Origin of the sequence: Bradyrhizobium sp. USDA 4532 (genome assembly GCF_024171315.1) — a bacterium.
GTDB classification, from domain to species: domain Bacteria; phylum Pseudomonadota; class Alphaproteobacteria; order Rhizobiales; family Xanthobacteraceae; genus Bradyrhizobium; species Bradyrhizobium australafricanum.
The window spans coordinates 4,568,953-4,591,070 of record NZ_JALJZN010000001.1 but is presented as its reverse complement, the minus strand read 5'-3'; the positions used below and the strand labels follow the sequence as shown (position 1 = coordinate 4,591,070).

At 65.0% G+C, this 22,118-nt stretch carries 20 protein-coding genes and 1 pseudogene; 13 read left to right on the top strand and 8 right to left on the bottom strand.

Annotated features, from left to right (window positions below; translation table 11 throughout):
* The 3 genes from J2R76_RS20940 to J2R76_RS20930 are packed head-to-tail and all read right to left on the bottom strand — an operon-like array spanning position 1 to position 1,232.
* Positions 1-468: an SRPBCC family protein gene (locus tag J2R76_RS20940; protein ID WP_057018077.1), complete on the bottom strand. Its 468-nt coding sequence runs from the start codon at positions 466-468 to the stop codon at positions 1-3.
* Complete coding sequence (locus J2R76_RS20935; RefSeq protein ID WP_057018076.1) at positions 461-925, bottom strand: SRPBCC family protein; 465 nt, start codon at positions 923-925, stop codon at positions 461-463. Before J2R76_RS20935 ends, J2R76_RS20940 begins: the two co-directional genes overlap by 8 nt.
* The gene (locus tag J2R76_RS20930) at positions 918-1,232 is read right to left on the bottom strand and encodes a helix-turn-helix transcriptional regulator (RefSeq protein ID WP_028343393.1); all 315 of its coding nucleotides are present in this window, start codon (positions 1,230-1,232) and stop codon (positions 918-920) included. The genes J2R76_RS20935 and J2R76_RS20930 overlap by 8 nt, the downstream gene beginning before the upstream one ends.
* 120 nt (positions 1,233-1,352) lie before the next feature.
* Here J2R76_RS20930 and J2R76_RS20925 point away from each other — a divergent pair, with 120 nt between their 5' ends.
* The 4 genes from J2R76_RS20925 (at position 1,353) to J2R76_RS20910 (ending at position 6,141) form a co-directional block, all read left to right on the top strand.
* Entirely contained in the window at positions 1,353-2,792 is a 1,440-nt protein-coding gene (locus J2R76_RS20925; RefSeq protein WP_375166522.1) for an LVIVD repeat-containing protein, read from the top strand.
* 7 nt (positions 2,793-2,799) lie between these two features.
* On the top strand, positions 2,800-3,342 hold the full coding sequence (locus J2R76_RS20920; protein WP_253624866.1) for a hypothetical protein: 543 nt from the start codon (positions 2,800-2,802) through the stop codon (positions 3,340-3,342).
* A 244-nt stretch (positions 3,343-3,586) separates the two neighbouring features.
* Positions 3,587-4,204, top strand: coding sequence for a LysE family translocator (locus J2R76_RS20915; protein WP_028333127.1), 618 nt, complete (start codon positions 3,587-3,589; stop codon positions 4,202-4,204).
* 164 nt (positions 4,205-4,368) lie between these two features.
* Entirely contained in the window at positions 4,369-6,141 is a 1,773-nt protein-coding gene (locus tag J2R76_RS20910) for an adenylate/guanylate cyclase domain-containing protein (RefSeq protein ID WP_253624864.1), read from the top strand.
* 64 nt (positions 6,142-6,205) lie between these two features.
* Here the strand turns inward: J2R76_RS20910 and J2R76_RS20905 are convergent, their stop codons facing one another.
* Genes J2R76_RS20905 through J2R76_RS20895 form a run of 3 tightly spaced genes read right to left on the bottom strand, consistent with a single transcriptional unit; the run spans position 6,206 to position 10,490 of the window.
* Complete coding sequence (locus tag J2R76_RS20905; protein ID WP_057018074.1) at positions 6,206-7,129, bottom strand: xanthine dehydrogenase family protein subunit M; 924 nt, start codon at positions 7,127-7,129, stop codon at positions 6,206-6,208.
* Entirely contained in the window at positions 7,126-9,807 is a 2,682-nt protein-coding gene (locus J2R76_RS20900) for a molybdopterin-dependent oxidoreductase (protein ID WP_253624863.1), read from the bottom strand. Before J2R76_RS20900 ends, J2R76_RS20905 begins: the two co-directional genes overlap by 4 nt.
* Positions 9,804-10,490, bottom strand: coding sequence for a TetR/AcrR family transcriptional regulator (locus J2R76_RS20895; RefSeq protein ID WP_253624861.1), 687 nt, complete (start codon positions 10,488-10,490; stop codon positions 9,804-9,806). The genes J2R76_RS20900 and J2R76_RS20895 overlap by 4 nt, the downstream gene beginning before the upstream one ends.
* A gap of 193 nt (positions 10,491-10,683) precedes the next feature.
* Between J2R76_RS20895 and J2R76_RS20890 the strand changes: the two genes are divergently transcribed.
* Together J2R76_RS20890 and J2R76_RS20885 are read left to right on the top strand one after the other, a co-directional pair.
* A complete protein-coding gene (locus J2R76_RS20890) occupies positions 10,684-10,917 on the top strand; it encodes a DUF6894 family protein (protein WP_028333132.1) in 234 nt (77 codons plus the stop codon).
* A gap of 9 nt (positions 10,918-10,926) precedes the next feature.
* A complete protein-coding gene (locus J2R76_RS20885; protein WP_076827959.1) occupies positions 10,927-11,106 on the top strand; it encodes a hypothetical protein in 180 nt (59 codons plus the stop codon).
* A gap of 12 nt (positions 11,107-11,118) precedes the next feature.
* Here the strand turns inward: J2R76_RS20885 and J2R76_RS20880 are convergent, their stop codons facing one another.
* Positions 11,119-12,045 carry an AraC family transcriptional regulator gene (locus J2R76_RS20880; RefSeq protein ID WP_253624860.1) on the bottom strand — a complete coding sequence of 309 codons (927 nt, stop codon included), beginning with the start codon at positions 12,043-12,045 and terminating at the stop codon, positions 11,119-11,121.
* A 369-nt stretch (positions 12,046-12,414) separates the two neighbouring features.
* Between J2R76_RS20880 and J2R76_RS20875 the strand changes: the two are divergent.
* From J2R76_RS20875 to J2R76_RS20845, 7 genes and pseudogenes are all read left to right on the top strand, one after another.
* A pseudogene (locus J2R76_RS20875) lies at positions 12,415-13,343 on the top strand (helix-turn-helix domain-containing protein).
* Positions 13,344-13,440: 97 nt separating this feature from the next.
* Positions 13,441-13,776 (top strand): hypothetical protein, encoded by a 336-nt coding sequence (locus J2R76_RS20870; protein WP_253624858.1) that lies wholly within the window; start codon positions 13,441-13,443, stop codon positions 13,774-13,776.
* Positions 13,777-13,893: 117 nt separating this feature from the next.
* Positions 13,894-15,099: an NAD(P)/FAD-dependent oxidoreductase gene (locus J2R76_RS20865; protein ID WP_057018068.1), complete on the top strand. Its 1,206-nt coding sequence runs from the start codon at positions 13,894-13,896 to the stop codon at positions 15,097-15,099.
* A gap of 202 nt (positions 15,100-15,301) precedes the next feature.
* Positions 15,302-16,138 carry an IS5 family transposase gene (locus J2R76_RS20860; protein ID WP_076824982.1) on the top strand — a complete coding sequence of 279 codons (837 nt, stop codon included), beginning with the start codon at positions 15,302-15,304 and terminating at the stop codon, positions 16,136-16,138.
* Positions 16,139-16,370: 232 nt separating this feature from the next.
* Positions 16,371-18,632 carry a TonB-dependent siderophore receptor gene (locus J2R76_RS20855; protein WP_375166579.1) on the top strand — a complete coding sequence of 754 codons (2,262 nt, stop codon included), beginning with the start codon at positions 16,371-16,373 and terminating at the stop codon, positions 18,630-18,632.
* Between the two features lie 130 nt (positions 18,633-18,762).
* Positions 18,763-19,905 (top strand): PepSY domain-containing protein, encoded by a 1,143-nt coding sequence (locus J2R76_RS20850; protein ID WP_256521231.1) that lies wholly within the window; start codon positions 18,763-18,765, stop codon positions 19,903-19,905.
* A 7-nt stretch (positions 19,906-19,912) separates the two neighbouring features.
* Positions 19,913-20,095, top strand: a complete 183-nt coding sequence (locus tag J2R76_RS20845; protein WP_057018065.1) for a hypothetical protein — start codon at positions 19,913-19,915, stop codon at positions 20,093-20,095.
* A gap of 190 nt (positions 20,096-20,285) precedes the next feature.
* Here the strand turns inward: J2R76_RS20845 and J2R76_RS20840 are convergent, their stop codons facing one another.
* Positions 20,286-22,025, bottom strand: coding sequence for an adenylate/guanylate cyclase domain-containing protein (locus J2R76_RS20840; protein WP_253624854.1), 1,740 nt, complete (start codon positions 22,023-22,025; stop codon positions 20,286-20,288).
* Between the last annotated feature and the right edge of the window lie 93 nt (positions 22,026-22,118).

The window sequence follows — 22,118 nt, the reverse complement described above, 5'->3', positions numbered from 1 at the left end:
TCATTCGAAGCCGTCGATCCCGAGCGCGGCCGGCGGGATCGTGACCGCCTTGCCGGTCTCGAGCAGGCTCTTGAGTCCCGACAGGATCGCCGGCCAGCCCTTGGAAATGCCGTCGAGCAGCTTGCTGCCCGCACCGAAGCCCTCATGAGTCACGGTCAGCTTCACGATCTTGCCATGGGCCTCCAGCGTGAAGACCACCTTGGTTGCCGGCTCCTTGCGCATGTCCTCGTCGAGCACGTGCTTGAAGGTGTAGGCGAGGCGTCGCGGCCGGTCGGCCTCGAGGATCTCACCGGTGTCGGTGGTCTTGCCGCCCATCACCAGCGCGAGCGGCGAGCCGACCTTCCAGTCCGATTGTAGCTCGGTGTCGAACCAGTATTGCCGCGTGAACGCGCTCTTGGTCAGCGCGTCCCACAGTTTGTCCGGCGTGGTCTCGATGTAGGTGACGTAGGCGAATTCGGGCTTAGGCATGGTAGGCCTCCCTGGCGCCGCTGGTGAGCAGGTCGGCCGGCAGTTCGCGCCCGGTCTCCAGGAAACTCTTCAGGCTTGCGATCACCATCGGCCAGCCGCCGGAGATGTCGCGCAGCGTCTTCGGGCCGAGATTGTCGTGCGTCACGGTCAGCTTGACGACCGTGCCGTGCGGTTCGATGTCGAAGGTCACGCGCGAGAGCTGCTCGCGCTCGACGCCTTCCTTCACGACGTCCCAGCTGTAGGCGAGCTTGTTCGGTGGATCGGCGATCAGCACCTCGCCCTGCACGCTGCGTCGCCCGTCCTTGGTGAGGTGGTAGGGGGAGCCGACCTTCCAGTCGGAGCTGACGCGATAGCCGAACCAGAAGCGTTCGGTGAATTCGCTCGAGGTCAACGCGTGCCACAGTTTGTCGGCGGTGGTCTCGATATAGGTGACGTAGACGTAGTCCGGTTTACTCATCACGCTTCTCCAATTGTCTTTTCAACTCGCTCAGCGCGGCGAGTTTCCCGCGCTCGAACTTCCTGATCCACCGCTCGCCGATCTGATGGATCGGAACCGGGTTGAGATAGTGCAGCTTCTCGCGGCCATGCTTGATCGTGGTGACGAGGTTGGCCTCCTCGAGAATCACAAGGTGCTTGGTGACGGCCTGACGCGTCATGTCGAGGCCGTCGCAGAGCTCACCGAGCGTCTGCCCGTTCTGATCGTGAAGCCGGTCAAGCAGCGTTCGCCGTGAGGCATCCGCGAGGGCTTTGAAGACTTCATCCATGGGTCGGATAATAGGCAACCAAATGGTTGCATGTCAAGAGCGTGTGTTTTGGCATCGGCAGCGCCGTGCTAGCCTTGCCGGCAGCCAACGCAGATTGGTGTGGAACATTGGGTGGTGCGCATGGGCGGTCGCGTTACGGCAGTTTGCTGCACGTTGGTTCTTGTCCTGCTCGCGAATGGTGCGAGCGCCCAGCAGAAGATCGGCGATCCGCCTGAAGCCTCCAACATGAGGCTGGTTGGAACCAACGATTTGCAGGCCCGCAGCGCCTATCAGCCGACCATTCATCATCAGGGCGACAAATGGATCGCCTATATCGGTCATCACGGCGGCACCGACGACATTCCCGATCCCGTCAACCCGGTGACCGGCAAGGCCGAGCCGAACGGCACCTCGATCGTCGACGTCACCGATCCCGCGCACCCGAAATATCTGCGGCACATTCCCGGACAGGAAGGCAAGTATGAATCCGGCGGCGCGCAGATGGTGCGGATCTGCGACGGCAAGGATTTGCCGAAGGGCGATCGCAAAGCGGTCTACATGCTGCGCACCTTCGGCAGCGAGGCGCACGAGATCTGGAACGTCGCCGATCCCGCCAATCCGGCGCTCGTCACCCGGATCGGCGGCCTGAAGGACACGCACAAGAGTTTTTGGGAATGCGGCACCGGCATCGCCTTCCTGGTGTCGGGCGCGCCGGACTGGCGCACGCGGCGCATGACGCAGGTCTATGATCTCTCCGATCCCGCGCATCCCACGAAGATCAGGGACTTCGGCCTGCCCGGGCAGGAGCCGGGCGCGACCGGCGCGGTGCCGACCGAACTGCACGGGCCGATCTCGACCGGGCCGCAGGGCAATCGCGTCTATTTCGGCTATGGCACCAACAAGGGCGGCTTCCTGCAGATCGTCGACCGCGACAAGCTGCTGAACGGACCAAAGGAGCCGACGCCGGACAATCTGAAATTCCCGGAGATCGCGCGGATGCCGCTGTCCGCCATGAACGGCGCGCATACGGTGTTTCCGATGCCCGGCATGCCGATCGCCGAGTTCGCCCGCGACAAGGACGGCAAGAGCCGCGACATCGTGATGATCGTCGACGAGGCGATCCAGAACGAATGTGGCGAGGCCCGGCAGATGGTGTGGTTCGCCGACGTCACCACCGAGGCGCGGCCGATGCTGATCTCGAGCTATACGGTGCCCGAGGCCTCCGGAGCGTTCTGCGAGCGCGGCGGCCGGTTCGGCTCGCATTCGTCGAACGAGAGCATGGCGCCGGTCTACTACAAGAAGCTGGCCTTCCTCGCCTTCTTCAACGCCGGCGTCCGCGCGCTCGACATCCGCGATCCCTATCATCCCAGGGAAGTCGGCTACTTCATTCCCTCCATCACGGCGGCGACCGACAAGCGATGCGTCACCATCGACGGCAAGGACCGCTGCAAGGTCGCGATCCAGACCAATAATGTCGAGACCGACGAGCGCGGCTACATCTACGCGGTCGACCGCGCCAACACCGGCCTGCACATCCTCGAACTGACCGGCGCGGCGCGCGCCATCGCCGGTCTGCCGTGAGCGCGCGATGATGCGCTCATGGCCGGTCATCGCGGCGATGGTCCTGGCGCTCGGCGGGCTCTCCGCCGTCGCCGGCTACGAGATGGCGCCGCCGCGCGCAGCCGCGTGGTACGAGATCGGCTGGCCGTTCCCGCGCGACGGCTGGCCCGCCGGCCGCGCGTTCCGGTGTGGTGCGGCCGAGTGCGGCGGCGACGTCGAGGTTTATCTCAGGCCAAAGCTCGGCTTCTGCAATTGCGACGGCGGCGTCGCCGATGACGACGAGGTCGACCGCGTTTCCGACGTCGACATGATCAGCCCGCGCTTTGTGCCGCTGAAGGCCGGCGATGTCGTTGCTGTCGCCGATATGCCGGGGCGGATCAGGGTCTATGACCTCGAGATGCCCAACGGGAAGCGCACTGCGATCGGCATCGCGGTGTCGCATCGCTGCGACCTGATGGCGGTCGTGGCGCAGGGGAGCGGCGATGTTGGGCGTGTGCAAGGCGCGACGTTGAAATTTCTGGAGGGGCGAGAGATCAGGTCATGGATGATCGCGGCAATGGAAGGCCGTTGAGCGTGATCTCTCTTCACCTCGCCCCGCTTGCGGGGAGAGGTCGGATCGCATCGTCAGATGCGATCCGGGTGAGGGGTACAGGTCTAACGACTCGCACCGCCTGGCGGAGAGAGCCCCTCACCCCAACCCTCTAAGAGCGAGCTTCGCCCGTCTCGACCCCGCGAAGAACGGGGAGAGGCGGCGGGCCGCTTCCATGTTCGGCTCTTGCGTGCATAATGACGATAAGAAACAAACGAGCTCTCCCATGTCCCTGCAAGCCTATTTCGCCTTCGTCGCCGCCTGCATCGCGCTGGCACTGCTGCCCGGTCCGATCGTCACGATGGTGATCGCCAACGGGCTGCGCTACGGCACGCGCGCCGCGCTCACCAACGTGCTGGGCGCGCAGGTGGGGCTTGCGATCGTGATCGGCACCGTCGCGGTCGGGCTGACCTCGCTGATGGCGACGATGGGCTACTGGTTCGACTGGGTGCGCTTTGCCGGCGCCGCCTATCTGGTCTGGCTCGGCTTCAAGCTGATCCGCTCTCCGGTCGAGGGCGTCAGCACCGACGACACGCCGCCGCCGCCGCGCGGCGGCTTCTTCCTGCAAGGCTTTCTGGTGCTGCTCTCGAACCCGAAGGTGCTGGTGTTCTTCGGCGCCTTCATCCCGCAGTTCATGGATATGGACAAGCCGCACGTTCCGCAGGTGGCGCTGCTCGGCCTCACCTTCATGGCGACCGCCGTGCTGACCGACGCCGCCTACGCCTTGGCGGCCGGCCGCGCCCGCAAATTCTTCTCCAAGGAGCGGACCCGGCTGATGTCGCGCATCTCGGGCGGCTTCATGATCGGCGGCGGCATCTGGCTGGCGCTGACCCGGGCGCGATAGACCCGCTGGGCGATAGCCTCAAGGTCGTCGTTGACAATGCCGCCGATTTCCAGCCTGGGCAAGCAGCGCAGACGTTTGCTCTAGCCCGGAGGCCGTCAGCCGTGCTTTGATCGGCGACGAAAATTAACCCCTCGTCCGGGGGCATGTCTTTGACCACCGATAGCATGGATCGGCGTCTGGCAGCGGTTCTGGCGGCCGATATCGCCGGCTACAGCCGGCTGATGGGAATCGACGAGGAAGGCACTCTGGCCAAGCTGAAGTCGGTCAGGCGAGCGTTGCTGGATCCAGCGCTGGCGGCACATCGCGGCCGCGTCGTCAAGACGACCGGCGACGGAATCCTCGTTGAATTCGCCAGCGCCGTCGACGCGGTGCGCAGTGCCGTCGAAGTGCAGCGCCGCATGGCCGATCAGAATGCTGCCGTGCCAACGGAGCAGCGGCTCGAATTCCGAATCGGAATCCACGTCGGCGACATCATCTTTGATGACGACGATATCTTTGGCGACGGCGTCAACATCGCAGCGCGCCTGGAGGGGATTGCCGAGCCGGGTGGCGTCTGCATTTCCGATGACGTGCAACGGCACATTCGCGGCAAGGTCGATGCAACCTTCGAGGACATGGGGCCGCAGGTCCTGAAGAATATTGCCGAGCCTATTCGGACATGGAGAGTTCGCGTCGGCGGCGCCTCCGCAGCGGCCGCGATCGCGAAGCACGCGTTCACTGCACCGGCTTCCCCAGCCGCGATTGCCGAGAAGGCCTCCATCGCGGTGCTGCCGTTCGAGAATATGAGCGGTGATCCGGAGCAGGAATACTTTGCCGACGGCGTCGTCGAGGACATCATTACCGCGCTGTCGCGCTTCAGATCGCTGTTTGTGATCGCGCGCAATTCAAGCTTCACCTACAAGGGGAAGTCCGTCGACATCAAGCAGGTCGGGCACGAGCTCGGTGTGCGATACGTGCTGGAGGGATCAGTGCGCAAGTCGAGTGGGCGCGTTCGGATCACCGCGCAACTGATCGAGGCCGGCAGCGGTACGCATCTCTGGGCGGACAGGTTCGACGGCGAACTGAGGGATGTGTTCGACCTGCAGGACCAGGTCACCGCGAATGTCGTCAGCATCATAGCTCCGAAGATCCAGCAGAGCGAAATCGAACGAACCCGAACCAAGCCGACCGACCGTCTCGATAGCTACGATCTCTTTCTGAGAGGCATTGCGGCCTATGCAGATCGCTCCAAGTGGGGCGACGCTGAACTCGGCGAGTGGTTCAACAAGGCCTGCGGGCTTGATCCGAACTATGCAGCCGCTCAGGTCATGCTGGCCTATTCGTCGCTGCTGAAACAGACCACGCGCGGCACGCCCCCCGGCGCGGAGGAGTTGGCGGAGGCGCTGCGGATCGCCGAATTCGCCTGCGTGCTGGCCAGCGACGATCCGTTCGTGCTGGCGCGCGCGGCTCACATGTTTGCCTATCTCGGCCACGACTACGATCGCGCCGAGACCATGATCGAAGAGGCGATCTCGCTCAATTCGAACGATGCTGCGGCATGGGGATATCGTGGCTGGATTTCGCTCATGTGCGTCCAGCCGGCACGCGCGATCGAAAGTTTTGAGCACAGACTCCGGCTCAGCCCGATCGATCCCGGGCGTGCGTCGATGTGGAACGGAATCAGTTTCGCGCATTTCATGCTCGGTCAGTATGAGCAGGGCCGCGCGGCCGCCGCCAAGGCGCTGGTGATCGGCGAAGACGCACACACGCTCAGCGCGTTGATCATGAACGAAGTCGGCTCGGGGCGCCTCGACGAGGCGCGCGTCATCGCCGGCCGCCTGCTCAAGCTGCGACCCGATTTCCGCGCGTCCTACGCGCGGCAGAATTTTCCGACCAGGACCGTCGAATGGGGCGAACGCATGGTCGCCGTGCTGTGTGAGGCCGGCATTCCGGCGTAGGAATTCCTGGATCTATGCATTCTAGACGCGACGTTGCCTCGAGGCCGCGAATGGGCGCTTGATCCTACGCCACGATCCGCTCGACCACGTCGCGCACCAGGCCCGTCAGCAGCTCGAGCTTGTATCCGGTCATCGGCAGCGGCCTGGCTCCCGAGATCGCCAGCTCGGTGGCTTGCGCGATGGTCGCCGCGTTAATCTGCTTACCTTGCAGCGCCGCCGCGGACGCGGCAAGACGCAGCGGGACCGGGGCGATGCCGCCGGCGGCGATGTGGACCTGCTGGAACGCGCCGCCGGAGATCACCGCACGCACGCAGATCTCGACCAGCGGCCATTCCGCATGCGTCCGGCTGATGGCGCGCTTGTACAGCGCGCGCTCGCCGGCCAGCGGAACGGGGAGCTCGATCCGCTCGATGCGTTCGCCCGGTGCAAGCAGATTGTCGGCCGCGCCGTTGCTGCCGTCGCCGAGCAGCTCGGAGATCGACAAGCCGCTGCGCCGATCGGTGGTGACCTTCGCATCATAGGCGAGCAGCGCCATCGCCATCGTCGACGGATGCGGCGCGACGCATGGGCCGAGATCGAACGCGACGTGATAGAGGTGGTTGCCGGATCGCGCCGGGCAGTCGGGGCCGCCCTTCTTGAGACAGGCGATCTGCGGATTGCGGAAATACCAGCAGCGCGAGCGCTGGGCGAGGTTGCCGCCGAGCGTCGCCATGTGCCGGATCTGCGGCGTGGCGAGGCCCTGCGCGGCTGCGGCGATGCCGGGGTAAGCCTCGGCGAGCCGCGGATCGGATGCGATCGCAGCGATCGTGGTCAGGGCGCCGATGCGGGCCGAGCCGTCCGCATTCCACGCAACGCCGATCGTATCGGGACTGGCGGCGAGATCGATGATCGAGCCGCACGACAGGCCGCTGCGGCGGCGCTCCGACAGATCGGTGCCGGCGGCGCGGAATTCGGGCGCGGAGATGACGTCTGCAGTCGCGACACTCATGCGGCGTCCCTCCCCTTCAGCGCGGCGACGATGCGGTCGGGCCGGATCGGAATCTCGGTGAGGCGGACGCCGATCGCGTTGTGGATCGCGTTGGCGACGGCGGCCGAGGTCGGCACCGTCGACGCCTCGCCGATGCCGACGCTGTTGCCGAGCACATGGTCGAAGCCGGCTTCGTCGAAATGGACCTCGATCTCCGGCGTGTCGGCGATCCCAGGGATACGATAATCCTCCATTCCCGCGGTCAGGACGTCGCCGCTGGTCGGATCAAGCTCGCGCGCCTCGTAGAGCGCGTAGCCGAGGCCCTGGATCACCGCGCCGCAGGCCTGGCTGCGCGCCAGCGCGGGCGCTGCGATCTTGCCGACCGCGATGCCGGTGTGCACGTTGAGCACGCGGACATGGCCGAGCCAGGTGTCGACCTCCACCTCGATCACCTGCACCGAGCTCGGCACGCCGGCGCCGACGGCGATGTTCGAGAAGCGGCGCATCATCCAGCCGAACACCATGCCCATCAGGCCGACTTCGCGCAACGGCGAGCGGATGCCGGGCGCAGTGTTCTTGCCGTCCTCGCCGCGCGTCTCCACCATTGCGATATCGGGCGAGCGCGCGATCAGCTCGCGCCAGGGCGCGTTCGAGCCGGGCGCCGGCTTTCGCGTGGCCTGTTCGAGCATCGCGTCCTTCAGCTTCCGCACTGCCTGCAGCGTCGGCGGCATCACCGAGGCGGTGACGCGGCTGCCGCCGGAGCCGGGGCCTTCGGGCAGCGAGGAATCGCCGATCCGCACATCGATCTCACCGGGTTCGAGATCGAACTCGCGCGCGATCGCGTCGGCAAGCACGCTGCGGGTGCCGGTGCCGATGTCCTGCGTCGCCGTGCTAGCAACGATGCGGCCGCCCCTGACCGCGACCTCGACCTTCACCTTCGGCTGCCACAGATAGAGCCAGTAGCCCGTCGCGACCCCGATGCCGCGGCGATAGCGCCCGTTCTGCGCCGGCTTGTGGTTGCGCCAGATCTCGAGCCCTGATGCCCAATCGTAGAGCCGCTGCCGGTTGGGATCGGGATCCCAGCGTTTGCGCAAGGCGATCGGATCGACCTTGAGCCGCAGCGCGGCCTCGTCGATCGATTGCTCCACGGCGAATGCCATCGGCGGACCGCCGGGGCCGCGGAAGGCGGCGCCGGGCGGCAGATTGCTGATGACGTCAAAATCCGAAAGGTCCTTCGCCTCGGCCGGATAGATCAGCCGCGCCAGTCCCGCGATGGTCGAGTTGGTCGCGGCCCCGGTATCGGCATGCGCGGTGACCGAGAGCGCCTTCAGGCCGCCTTGCTCGGAAGGTAGCAGCGCGACCTTCAACTCCGCGGCCGGCCGATAACCGGCGACCGAGAGTTCTTCCTGGCGATCATAGGCGACCCGCACCGGCGCTTTCGCCGCGCGGGCCAGCTCGATCGCGGCGATCGTCTCGGTGCCGAGGCTCGCTTTCGAGCCGAAGCCGCCGCCGACGTGCTCCGCGATCACGCGGACCTTGTCGTGATCGAGCTTGTAGCGTTTTGCGATCTGCTCCTTCAGGTGAAACACCTGCTGGGTCGAGGCGTGCAGGGTCAGCCGGTCGCCGTCGAAGCGCGCCACCGCGGCGTGGGGCTCGAGACAAGCATGCTGCTGCGTGGCGGTGCGGAAGGTGGCTTCGACGAGTAGCTTGTTGTTGGCCTGGCGCGCCTCGTCCACCCAGTTGCGGGCCTTCTTGGCGCGGGTCGAGAAAACAGCGGTCGGCCCGCGGATGTTCTGCTTCCAGGGCGCCGGCCCGCCGGCCGCCTCCGAGACGTTGCCGGCCCGCTTGCGGCTCGCCTTGTCGAACACCACGGGCGCATCATCCTTGCGTCCGGCGTCGAGCCCGACCACCGCGGGCAGGCGCTCGCTGGTCAGCTTGATCGCGGCGAGCGCGGCCAGCGCCGTCTTGCGGTCCGGAGCTGCAACCGCCGCAATCGGCTCGCCGACATAGCGCACGATGTGGTCGTCGCCGAGCAGCGACACCGCACTAACGCCGGGGAGCGCGCGTGCCGGCGCCAGATCGAGCGTGGCGATGCGTGCATGCGCCTCGCGCGAGCGCAGGATCAGGCCTTCGAGCTGGCCGTCATGATGGATGTCGACGGTGTATTTCGCCGCGCCCGTCACCTTGTCGCGCGCCTCGATGCGGGGCGCCGTGACGTGATCGCCGTCGAAGCGGCCGGCACAGGCATCCGCCACCGCGCGGTAGATCCCGTCATAGGCGCCGCAGCGGCAGAGATGGCCGGACAGCGCCGCGCCGATCTCCTCGCGCGACGGCACCGCCGTTCCCCTGGTCGCGCGCCAATGGTCGCAGAACGCGGTCGCTTCCACGATGAAGCCGGGCGTGCAGAAGCCGCATTGCAGGGCGTCATGCGCCATGAACGCCTTCTGCACCGGATGCAGCCCGGACGCGCCGATGGCTTCCACCGTCGTCACCGATTTGCCGGCGGCGGCGTGTGCCGGCATCAGGCAGCTTGCGACCGGCGCGCCGTCGACCAGCACGGTGCAGGCGCCGCAGACGCCGGCGCCGCAGACGAGCTTGGTGCCGGTGAGCTTGAGCTGGTCGCGCACGATGTCGATCAAGAGCGCATCGGGATCATCGGGCAGGGATTCGACGCGGCCATTGACGGTCGTCGTGCTCATGGATGTCCTCCAGTTGTCCTGCGTGTCGGCCTCTTGGGGATTGCCGCCCTCTTGACGTACGGCTTCTGCGGTTTCGGCAAGGATTTGGACTTGAATTTCGGCTCGGCGCCGGCGCAGAGCGTCCGCACGATGATCGCCATGTCCTTCAGGAACGCTTCCGCCGGCTGCATCGCCGGATACTGCGACTTCGCTGCGTGAATCGACATTTCGACCAGCCGCGCGAACTCGGCCGGCGTCAGGTCCTGCGGCAGTGCAAGCTGCTGCTTGCGCACGACCCGCGCGACCGTCGCGACCATGCGCTCAGCATAGCGCGCAGCGTAGGTCTGGAAGAGGTCGCGCGCATGCACGAGGTGCTCGGAATACAGTTCCTCGAGATGCGGCGAGCCGTCCAGCGACCCGATCATGGTCGACATCCGCGCGGTCATGCCCGTAGCGAGGATGTCGCCGAGATCGCTGCCCGCCGCCTCCGCCTCGGCAATGGCGGTGTCCTCGGCTGCGATCGCGCTCTCATGCACGCGCTCGATCACGGCGCGGAACAGCGTTTCCTTGGATTCGAAGTGGTGATAGAGCGCCTGCCGCGTCAGGCCGGCCGCCTCGGCGACCTGCTCGATCGAGGAGCGCCGAAAGCCGTGCCGGCGGAACACCAGCATGGTGGCATCGAGAATGCGGGTTTTCGGTCCCATTTGACGATTTTGACAAATATAGAAAAACTGTCAAATCGCGATTTGGTGAGGAGGCGGTGCTGGGGCTTGATCACCATTCCGCGAGGCCGCCGCGCGGCCGGCGCCCATGTGAACCGCCTTGCGAATGGTCGCGTCGAAGAAACGTGGAGCTCCAAAGATGACCTTCTGGTCCGGAGCTTGCGAGGATACGCACATGACCCAGGTCTTTTTCCATTGCTCGACCACGCACGGGGTGCTGATGGATCGCCGCGGCACCTCGGTGACAAGCCTCTCGGAGGCCTGCGAGGCGGCGACGTGCATGATGCGATCGCTGGTCGCAACGGTCAGCCTGGAAGACTGGCGCGACTGGGTCGTGCATGTCAGCGACGAGTCCGGCGAGGAGATCGTGATCCTGTCCTTCGCATCCGTGCTCGGCAAGCCGCACTGAGAGGGCGCCATGCTGTCACCGCACGCATCATTGCTCTCTTTGCACGACAGCTGGAACGCGATTACGGCGGGCTTGCAGAATCTGATCGCGCGAATTCGCGATCCCTACCGGCCCGAGCTGCACTACATGCGCGGACCGGGTCCCAAATGGCATGCGAAGCACGCCGTTCAAGCTGCGCCCGCCGGTTGAGCGCGGCGCTGTTCAGCTCTCGCTTCTCGCCGGGCGGTACATCTCGCGCCGCCACGCCGCCGGGCTGACGCCGACCACGGTGGAAAACACCCGCGTGAAGTGGCTTTGATTGGCAAAGCCGGCCGAAATCGCGATCTCGGACAGCGACAGGTCGCGCGCCGCCATCAGCTGCTTGGCCACGTTCAGGCGCTGCTGAAGCAGCCATTGGTGCGGTGGCAGGCCGGTGGAGATGCGGAAGGCGCGCGAAAAATGGCCGACCGACAGATCGAGCTCGGCCGCAATCCGCTTCAGCGAAATCTTCCCGCTGAGGTCGGATTCGAGCTTTTCGCAGGCGCGGTTGATCTGCCAGGCGGCGAGGCGGGTCGGTCCGGTCGGATGTTGTATTCCGTCATAGGTCCGGGTGACGTGCGCGGTCAGCGCCAGCATCATGTGATCGATGAACAGCTGGTTGGTTTCGTCCGGCCGGTGCAATCCCTCGCGCAGCAGCGCCCCGACATGACGAATGACGCCGTCGTCGTGACCGGTGCCGATTTCGCAGGCCAGTTCGCCGATGCGCGGCGAGCCGGTCTGTTCGGCGAAGTCAGTGAGCGCCGAGCGCGGCAGATAGAAGAACAGCGAGTGGAACGGCTTGTCGATCACGTAGCGCGGATCGCGTTTGAGATCGTAGAGATAGGTCGCGCCCGCCGGGATGTCCCGCTTCATGAGGCACTTGCCGCCCTCCCACAATTCGCAGTCCGGATAATCGTGCAGCTTCAGGCTGACCAGAAAGGCATCCTCGGCGGTGAGCGATCCGGACAGCCCGGGCACCGGGTTGTCGTCCCGGGTTTCGGTGACCGCGAGTTCGGCGCTGCGCAGCGTGCGCGTGATCAGCGCCGGCGGCGTATCCCTCAGGCGTAGGAATTGCCCGAGCCGCTGCCCGTAGGCGCCCGCCTGTGCCATGCGTGTTGAGTCCATCATTGATGTGCGGCCGGGCAGGGACTTGTCAGTCAGCCTGCGAAGCCGTCACTCATTATCCGGGATTGCTGCGGCGCAGTCCAATTGTCTCAGGCGATCATGAACGATGCTGCCGGTCGTTCAGCGCAATGCGATTCCGGAATGAATTCAACTGCTTTGGTCCAATCGACCGTGCCGGACGCAGAAATGTCGCAGCCGCGCGCTTGGCGCAGAATTGGGCAAAGCATGGCCGTTTCAGGAAAGACATTCGAACTGCGCGGCGCTTAGGTCCGGCGGGCAGTTCCGCGCCTCATGGGTCCGACAGACCGGCCCGCAAGGAGGGAGCGCATGAGCCTTCAAACGCGAGCACAGGTGATGAGTAAGCCGATCCTGCACGATCCTTTGCGGGATTCGCCCGCCGCATCCGAAGCGCGGCCGGCCGAGGCACCGGCCGGTCCGCGCTGCCCGGCCGGCCAGGAGATGGCCCGCGTGCTCAAGACGCAGCCGCTTCGCATGGCGGCCGACCCGTCGAGCGGCGCGATCGCCTATTGGAAGCATGACGCCCTGCACGACGTGGTCAGGCCGATGGTCGACCATGTCGTCATGAGCTATCCCGCCGGCTCGCAGCGGCTGGAGCGGCGGACCGGCAGGGTGGCTTCGATCGGAACGGCGCGGTCCGGGGTCGTGACGATCATTCCGGCCGGCTCGAGCTCGCGCTGGGATATCCACCAGTCGGTGCACGTCGTTCAGCTCTATCTTCCGCATGCGACGCTGGCGCGCGTCGCCGGCGAGGCCGACACCGCCGCTCCCGGCGATCTGCTGGAGCGCACCGGGCATCCCGATCCAATTACATCGCGGTTGCTGCTGAGCGCCGCTGATGCGCTCGATGGCAGCGCGGCGCTGGATGCGCTGTTCCGGCAGCAACTGACGGATCTCTTGGCCACGCGCCTGCTGTCGGCGCATGCCGGCGTGCCTGCTACGGTGCAGGCGACCGTGGGCGGTCTGGCGCCGACCGCGCTGCGCCGCGCCATCGAGCGGTTGCGCTTCGCGGCGCTGGCGACGGATGCCGGCCTGTCGCGCTTTCACTTCTGCCGCGCCTTCAAGGAAAGCACCGGGCTCTCGCCGCATGCCTGGCTGCGCCAGCACCGGCTCGAGCAGGCCATGAACATGCTGCGCGACACCGACGCATCCGTGGTCTCGATCGCGGCGGCGCTCGGCTAACAGTTCGCAGACCGCGTTCGCGGCCGCGTTCAGGAAGCTGACCGGCGAAAACCCCGAGCGATTGGCGGCGGCGCCTGCGGTAGCCGCAATCGCTCTTCAGGTCGGGCAATCGCTCTGGGGCACTCATAAGGCCAATTCGCTAGATCACCGTGGCGCCGACGCCAACAACGGAGACAAGCGATGGCCTGGAAGGATTTCGGTAGCTCCCTTGCAGTGACACGGCGACGCCGGGTCCTCGCGACTGCACTGATGTACGGGCTTACGCTCACCGTGCGCTTCACGTCGGCAACCGGCGAGGATGCCGATGCGCCGGCGCAGGCCGTTCAGGGCGCCGATGCCATGACGTCGGTGATGATCAGCGACGCCGCCCAGGCGCTCTACCGGGGCTGGCTCCCGGGGGCCGCGCTGCCGATCGGCCTTCAGCATGGAGCGCTGTCGGGCGCGAGAGGCTGCCGCGCAGCCTGCATGCCCGGGGCGCGCACGCCGTTCCTGTCGAGCTGCGCCGCCCGGCAATAGGCGCTCGCTTTTCGTTTCACCTCTTCGCGTCGCCGATCGCGACAGGCTTCGCCGCAAGCGGCAGGCAGCGGCGGCAACGCGCGGACATCAGAGACTGCCAACCCAGAGGAGATACCCATGCGAATTGTCATCATCGGCGCCGGCTTTGCCGGCATGTACGCCGCGCTCTCCGCAGCCCGCCTGCGCGACATCAAGGGCGTTTCGCCCGAGGAGCTCGAGATCGCGCTGGTCGCGCCGGAGCCGACCCTGGTGGTGCGCCCGCGGCTCTACGAGCCGAAGCCGGAGACACTGACCGCGCCGCTGCTCGACGTCTTCAACGCGATCGACGTCGTCTATGTGCAGGGCAGCGCCGAAGCCGTCGACACCAAGGCCCGCACCGTGCAGATCGTCACCGCCAAGGACGCGCGCAAGACGCTGCCTTATGATCGCCTTGTGGTGGCGACCGGCAGCCGGCTGTTCCGTCCGAACGTACCCGGTCTCGCCGAGCATGGCTTCAGCGTCGACAATCTTGCGGATGCGATCGCGCTCGATCGCCATCTGCACGACCTCGCCAGGCAGCCGGCATCAGTGGCACGCGACACCGTGGTCGTTGCCGGCGGCGGCTTCACCGGCATCGAGGCGGCGACCGAGATGCCGGCGCGGCTCCGGGACATTCTCGGCAGCGACGCCAAGCCGCGCGTCGTGATCGTCGATCGCAACGTGGCGATCGCGCCCGACATGGGCGAGGGCCCGCGCCCGATCATCGAGGACGCGATGCGCAAGCTCGGCGTCGAAGGCCGCTTCGGCGCCGGCGTCGCCGAGGTCAGCAAGTCCGGCGTCACGCTCTCCAGCGGCGAGCATATCGAGGCCGCGACCGTGGTCTGGGCGGCGGGCATTCGCGCCGCGCCGCTGACCACGCAGATCCCGGCGGAGCGCGACAATTTCGGCCGGCTGCTGGTCGATCGCGATCTGCGCGTACCGTCGGTCGCGGGTGTGTTCGCCACCGGCGATGCGGCGCGTGCCGCATGCGACGATGTCGGCAATTACGCGCTGATGTCGTGCCAGCACGCGACGCGGATGGGCGCCTTTGCCGGCAACAACGCCGCGGCCGAGCTGCTCGGTGTCCCGACCAGGCCGTATCACCAGAAGGCCTATGTCACCTGCCTCGACCTCGGCGAGGCCGGTGCGCTGTTCACCCGCGGCTGGGAGCGCAAGGTCGAGATGGTCGGCGATGTGGCCAAGAAGACCAAGCGGGAGATCAACACCGTCTGGATCTATCCGCCGCGCGCCGAGCGTGCCGCGGCGCTGGCATCGGCCGATCCGGAGCACGTCACCGAAGTCTGACGCTGAGCTCGGCGAGAGCACCGCAACTGCGATCATCGCTTCCGCGCACGGCGTCGTTCGATCGCTGTGCGCGGAACTGACTCGAAGTATCGCGGAGCGAAACGCAGTTTAGAATCGTCCTTAGAGCCTGACTGAAAAATGGGTGAGTGATCTCAGTGGGGTGTGATTCCATCGGATTTGCAAAGATTCGAGGGAGAGCACGATGCCCTGGACCAAGATCACTCGGGAGCAATATCGGCGGGACGATCTGCGTTATGCAAGCGATATGACCGATGCGGAGTGGGCGGTGATCAGACGCCTGTTGCCGCGAGCGAACCGGCGCGGCCGGCCGCGTAAGACGGAGCTGCGTCGTGTGATCGAAGCGATCCTCTATATCGTTTCGACCGGCTGCCAGTGGCGGGCGTTGCCGCAGGAGTTCCCGCCCTATTCGACGGTGCAGGGCTATTTTTATAGATGGCGGGATACAGGCCGGTGGCAGAGGATTGTCAGCGTGCTTGTCCGACGGGCGCGAAAAAAGCTTGGACGGACACCGAAGCCGACGGCAGCCGTGATCGACAGTCAAAGTGCGCCAACCACGCAAGCTGGCGGACCGCGCGGCTACGATGCAGGCAAGCGCATCTACGGCCGCAAGCGGCATATCGTGACGGATACCAATGGCCTCCTCCTTGGGGTTCATGTTCATCCGGCCAACGTTCAGGACTGCCATGGCGCCGTACCGCTGCTGAAGAACGTGCGGATGAACTTCCCCCGGCTGCGCCACGTCTTTGCCGACCGGATCTACCGCGGAAATCAACTCCTCGACGCGCTCTCAGACTGCGGTCCATGGACTGTCGAGATCGTCGAGCGGCCTCAAGGCGTCAAAGGCTTCCAGCTTCTGCCGAGGCGGTGGGTGGTTGAACGCACATTCGCTTGGTTCGGCAGATGCCGCCGCCTCGCCAAGGACTTCGAGGCGACGGTGGCAACCGAAGCTGCCTGGCTGCTGATTGCACACATCAGGCTCCTGACCCGCAGACTCGCGGCTGCAGCTAAGGTTGGGTGATTTATGAGTCAGACTCTTAGAAGCGCTCGAAAAATCTGAGGCGCATTGACGCAGTTTCGCTGCGTTCACGTTGCGAGCACGCAACACCATCGGCGATAAGCCCAACACTGGACGTGTTCTAATCACCGATCGGCTGCGTACGTCTTTCATCGTGTTAGTGACGGCCAGGATGAAGGCGATGTGAGTTGACGGGGGTCGGATGTTTCGTCGCACTGCGCTGGCGGCCGGGTACATGGCCGGCAGTGGTTTGTTCGTGCTGAGTGTGGTGATGCCGCGTGAAAGCGTTGCGCAATCGGCGCTGCCGCCGGTGACGGTCGAGGCGCCGAAACAACAGCAGCAGGCGCGGCGGACGCAGCCGGCGCGACGCGCGGCGCGTCCTGCACGTACGACGCCGCGATTGATCGCGAACCGGGCGCCCGCGCAGAACGTTCCAGCACCGGGGGCGGGTGGCGGCGGAGAGCGCGGCAACGGGCCGGTCACCGGCTATCTCGCCAGCCAGAGCGTCACCGCAACCAAGACCGACAGCCCGGTGCTGACGACGCCGCAGTCGATCTCGATCGTCACCCAGGATCAGATCCAGGCGCAGGGTGCGCAGAACATCACCGAAGCGCTGCGCTACACGCCCGGCGTGACGATCGAGAGTTTTGGTGCCAACGCGTTCTTCGACGAGTTCAAGCTGCGGGGCTTCACCGCGCCGCGTTATCTCGACGGGCTGCGGCTGCCGACCGACACCACGACCTTCGCGGTCCCGCGCATCGAGACCTATGGTCTCGAGCGCATCGAGGTCCTGAAGGGGCCATCATCCGGCCTGTACGGACAGTCCGATCCGGGCGGCCTGTTGAACCTGGTCAGCAAGCGGCCCACCGAGACGCCGCATTACGAGATCGAGGGCAGCTTCGGCTCGTTCGATCGCTTCCAAGGCGCCTTCGACATCGGTGGCCCGGCCGACAAGGACGGCCGGGTGCTTTACCGCATCGTCGGCCTTGGCCGCGACAGCAACAGCCAGACCGACTTCGTTCAGGACAACAAGCTGTTCATCGCGCCGAGCTTCACCTGGCGCCCGACCTACGACACCAGCTTCACCGTGCTCTCGCAGTACCAGAAGGTCGACAACAAGGGTTACCAGCAATACGTCCCGGGACAGGTGTCCTTCCTGCCCAACCCCAACGGACATATTCCTTACAGCCGTTACCTCGGCGAGCCCGGGCTGGATGGCTATCATCTCGAGCAGTTCGCGGTCGGCTACGCGTTCGAGCATCGCTTCGACAACATCTTCCAGTTTCGGCAAAACCTCCGCTACACCCAGGCCAGCAACGACCTCGCATCGGTGCGGACCGAGGGCATGGTGACGGATCGTCTGGTCGCGCGCACCTACAACTACGTCAAGGCCAACGCCGCCAATGTCGCGCTCGACAATCAGCTGCAGGCGGATTTCGCCACCGGGCCGCTGGTCCACAAGGTGCTGGCCGGCGTCGACTACTTCGATCTGTGGGCGAACACGGACTATCGCACGACGCCGATTGCGCCGATCGATGCCTATGGCCCGGTCTACGGCACCGCCGTTCCGTTAGCCAGCTCGCTGGCGCCTTTCATTCTGCGCGACGACAGGCAGTCGCAGCTCGGCGCCTATCTGCAGGATCAGATCAAGCTCGATCGCTGGACGCTGACCATGAGCGGCCGCCAGGACTGGGTCAGCTCCGGCTTCACCAGCATGGCGTTCTATCCGCCGGCCGGCCACTATTCGCGCGATGACTCGGCGCAAACCGGGCGCATCGGCCTGAGCTACCTGTTCGATATCGGCCTCGCGCCCTATGTCAGCTACGGGACCTCGTTCACGCCCAACCTCGGCGCCGACAGCGCCGGCCGGTCGTTCAGGCCGACGACGGGCGAGGGCGCGGAAGTCGGCGTCAAGTTCAAGCCGAACGGCTCGAACTTCATGGTGACGGCCGCGGCGTTCGATATCCGTCAGCAGGACGTACTGACGGCCGATCCGTTAAACCCGCTGTTCAACGTGCAGACCGATGCCGTGCGCGTCCGCGGCCTCGAGCTCGAGCTGAAGGGCAATCTCACGCGCGAGCTCGAGATCACGGCGGGATACACCCATCTCGACCCGCGGGTGACGACGAGCATTGCCGGCTATGCCGGCAAGTACATGATGAACACGGCGCAGGACCAGGTCGCGGTCTGGGGCGAGTATAGCTGGTATGACGGCGCGCTCGCGGGCCTTGGGCTCGGCCTCGGCGTGCGCTATGTCGGCGAGACCTACGGCGACAACTTCAATACCTTTGTCATTCCCTCCTATGCCTTGCTCGATGCGTCGGTCAGCTACGATTTCGCTTATCTGCGGCCGGACCTGAAGGGCTGGAAGGCACAGGTCAACGTGACCAACCTGACCGACCACTTCTACGTTGCATCCTGCCTGACCGGGCTTCCCTATTGCGGCCTCGGCAATGGCCGCACGGTACTGGGCACGATGAAGTACACCTGGAACTAAAGCATGATCCCGAAAAGTGCGAAGCGGTTTTCCGAAAAGATCATGCTTCAACAGGAGGCTAAGGTCGATGACGATCCAACCTGATCTCATCGCGCTTTAGGTAACGAAATTGACTGCGACGACCAGATCCTTGCGGCGATGGGGCGCTGTCCATAAATGGACCAGCCTCATCTGCACGTTGTTCATGCTGCTGCTCTGCATCACCGGCCTGCCGCTGATCTTCCACGAGCAGATCGACGATCTCCTGCACAGCCAGGTCAAGCCGGCCGACGTGCCGCCAGGCACGCCGCCGGCCAATCTGGACCGTCTGCTCGGCAACGCGCTGGCGCAGGCGCCCGGAAAGGTGCCTCACTTCCTGATCTGGGATCGCGACGATCCGAGCGCGATGTTCGTCAGCGTCGGCCCGACCATCGATGCCGATCCGACCAACAATTTGCTGATCCGGATGGACACCCATACCGGCGCCTATCTCGATGCGCCCGATGTGACAGGCCGCTTCACCTACATCATGTTGAAGCTGCACACCGACATGTTCGCCGGGCTGCCCGGCAAGCTGTTCCTCGGATTGATGGGGATCCTGTTCTGCGTCGCGATCATCTCCGGCATCGTGGTCTACGCGCCGTCGATGCGGAAACTGCGTTTCGGCGCCTATCGCGCGCAGCGGACCCGCGTCGTGCGCTGGCTCGACGTCCATAATCTCGCGGGCATCCTGCTCGTCGCCTGGACGCTGGTCGTCGGCTTCACCGGGGTCATCAACACCTGGGCCGACCTCGTGCTCAAGATGTGGCAGTTCGGCCAGCTCGCCGAAATGACCGCGCAGTACAAGGACCGGCCGGTGCCGTCGAAGCTGACCTCGCTGAATGCGGCGGTCGAAGTGGCCACCCATGCGGTGCCCGGCATGACGCCGAGCTTCGTCGCCTTCCCGGGAACCCTGTTCAGCAGCAAGAGCCACTACGCGGTGTTCCTGCACGGCGATACGCCGCTGACCTCGCGGCTGCTGAAGCCGGCGCTGATCGATGCGGAAACCGGCAAGCTGACCGACACAAGGGACATGCCCTGGTATGTGACGACCCTGTTCGTCTCGCAGCCGCAGCATTTCGGCGACTATGGCGGCATGCCGCTCAAGATCGTCTGGGCGCTGCTCGACATCCTGACCATCTTCATCCTCGTGACCGGCGTGTATCTGTGGATGCGTCGCCGCAAGGCGGGCGTGAGCCAGGAACGCGCGATCGCCAACGCCGACTCCCTCGACAACCCCGCATTATCGTCGTGACGTCAGCATGGTCTCGCATCGTTCATTGACCCAGATCTTCGCTGCCCCGCTCGTCATCGCGATCGTGAGCACGGTCGGATTGATCAGCGCGCTGGTTGGCGACGGCTGGTGGGATGCGGTCTCGTGGGCCGGGCTCGGCCTGCCTCTCCTGCTCTATCTGGTGTTCATCTGGCGGCGCCAGCCGAATTGATCGGGTTTGCCTGATCGCGCTTCGAACCGGCCGGGCAATCAGCAAAGCCGGTCCAATCGGAATATGCCGATCCTGCGGTGTCTCATCCGCGGAGATGCGCAAGAAGCCGAACGAGCAATCGAATAAGCAGTCGCGGCCGCGCAGGTGTCTGGCGTGTGGCGTCGCGCCGGCATTGTAAGATGACAGGTCTTCACTCCGGGAGCCCCGCCATGCGTAGCGGGTTGACCAATGCATCCAGGTCGCCTTGTCGGCGATACGGAAGCAGCCTGGCCCAGCGGGCCAGGCTGAAATTGGGGTGGCCCGCCAGCAAGTCGCTTGAGATCATGCGCGCTTCATCTTGCCGGCCGAGATTCCAAAGCGCCGCTATGAGTGTCGACTGCGCGGTCAGCCAGAACGGCCGCTGCCTCAGAACGCGGGAGGCTATATCGTGCGCCGCCGCGAAATCTCCGAGATGAAATCTTGCGCGCGCTTCGTCCACCATGGATTCGTTGCGCTCAATCGGACTGAGCCGTTGGGCGTGTTCCTCGTAGAGGACGGCTTTTCGGAAATTGCCGGCGTAGCCGTGGTACATGCCCGCCATGTGATGGGCGTCAGAGCTGCTGGGAGCGAGGCTGATCGCGGTTTCTCCTGCTGCCACAGCCTCATCATGACGGCGTTGATAGGTACGAACATAGCCGATCACCAGGTATGCTTCCCCGAAGCTGGGGTCGGCGGCGAGAGCCCGATCAGCGCAGCCCAGTGCGGCTTGATACGCTTCATTTTCATCCTTGATCCAACCGAAGCGCGCCTGGTCAGTCAGGGTCAGACCCAACAAGTAGAGCGCAGGCATAAACGAGCCGTTGATCTCCAGCGCCTGTTCAAAAAGCTTCCGGGCCTGTGCGTGAGTTTGCCTTGCGAAATTAACGTACAGGGCGCGCCCCTTTAAAACATACTCATAAGCCAGCGGACTGCCCGAGCGCTTTCTCCACACCCTTGCGCGTTCGCCGACCGTCAACTGGACCTCGAGCGCTTCGACGATCTCTTGCGTAATTCGGTCCTGGAGATCGAACACGTCGTCCAGGTCTCCGTCAAAGCGATCCGCCCAGAGATGACCGCCGTCTCGACCATCAATCAACTGCGCCGTCAACCGGATGCGATTGCCGATCTTTCGAACGCTCCCCTCCAGCAGATAACGAGCACCCAGGATCTGCCCGATTTCGCGAATGTCCCGGTTCTGTCCCTTGAACGCGAAGCTCGAGTTGCGAGCTATCACCATCAGTTCCTGAATCTTCGACAGGGTCGTAAGGACGTCTTCCGCGATCCCGTCCGCGAAATACTCCTGCTCGTTGTCGCCGCTCATGTTCTGGAACGGCAGCACCGCGATGGAGGGCTTTCCCGAAAACGGGCGCATGTGATGCGATTCGGCAGGAGCCGGATGGCGCTCAGGTGAAGTTCTGGCGCCGATCTTCATTCGCCAGGCGCGGATCGGCTCAGTGATGTTTTTCAGATTCTGTTGGCCCATGTCTTCGAAGGCTGCATCGACCTTGCTCCGGATCTGCCGGTAGGCGTCGTCAGACAGGCATATGCCGCCCGGGTCCGCGATGTTCTCCAGCCGCGCGGCGATGTTGACGCCGTCGCCGAAAATGTCGTCGTTGTCGATGATGATGTCGCCGACGTGAATGCCGATGCGAAATTCGATCCGCTGCTGTTGCGGTGCGGATGCGTTAAGCTCCGCCATCCTGCTCTGAACCTCTGCAGAGCTGCGCACTGCGTCGACGGCGCTGCCGAATTCGACCAGCATGCCGTCGCCGGTCGTTTTGACGATGCGGCCTCGATGAGCGGCGATCGTTGGATCAATGAGATTCTTTCTGGCCGCCTTGAGCCGCGCGAGCGTGCCTTCCTCGTCCGCTCCCATCAGGCGACTGTAGCCGGCGACATCTGCCGCCAGCACTGCTGCCAGTCGCCTTTCCACTCGCTCGGGCGCCACGGACTACCCTAACTTGGAAGTTCAACCCAGCCAATTAAAGCACGTCGAGCTGGCTTC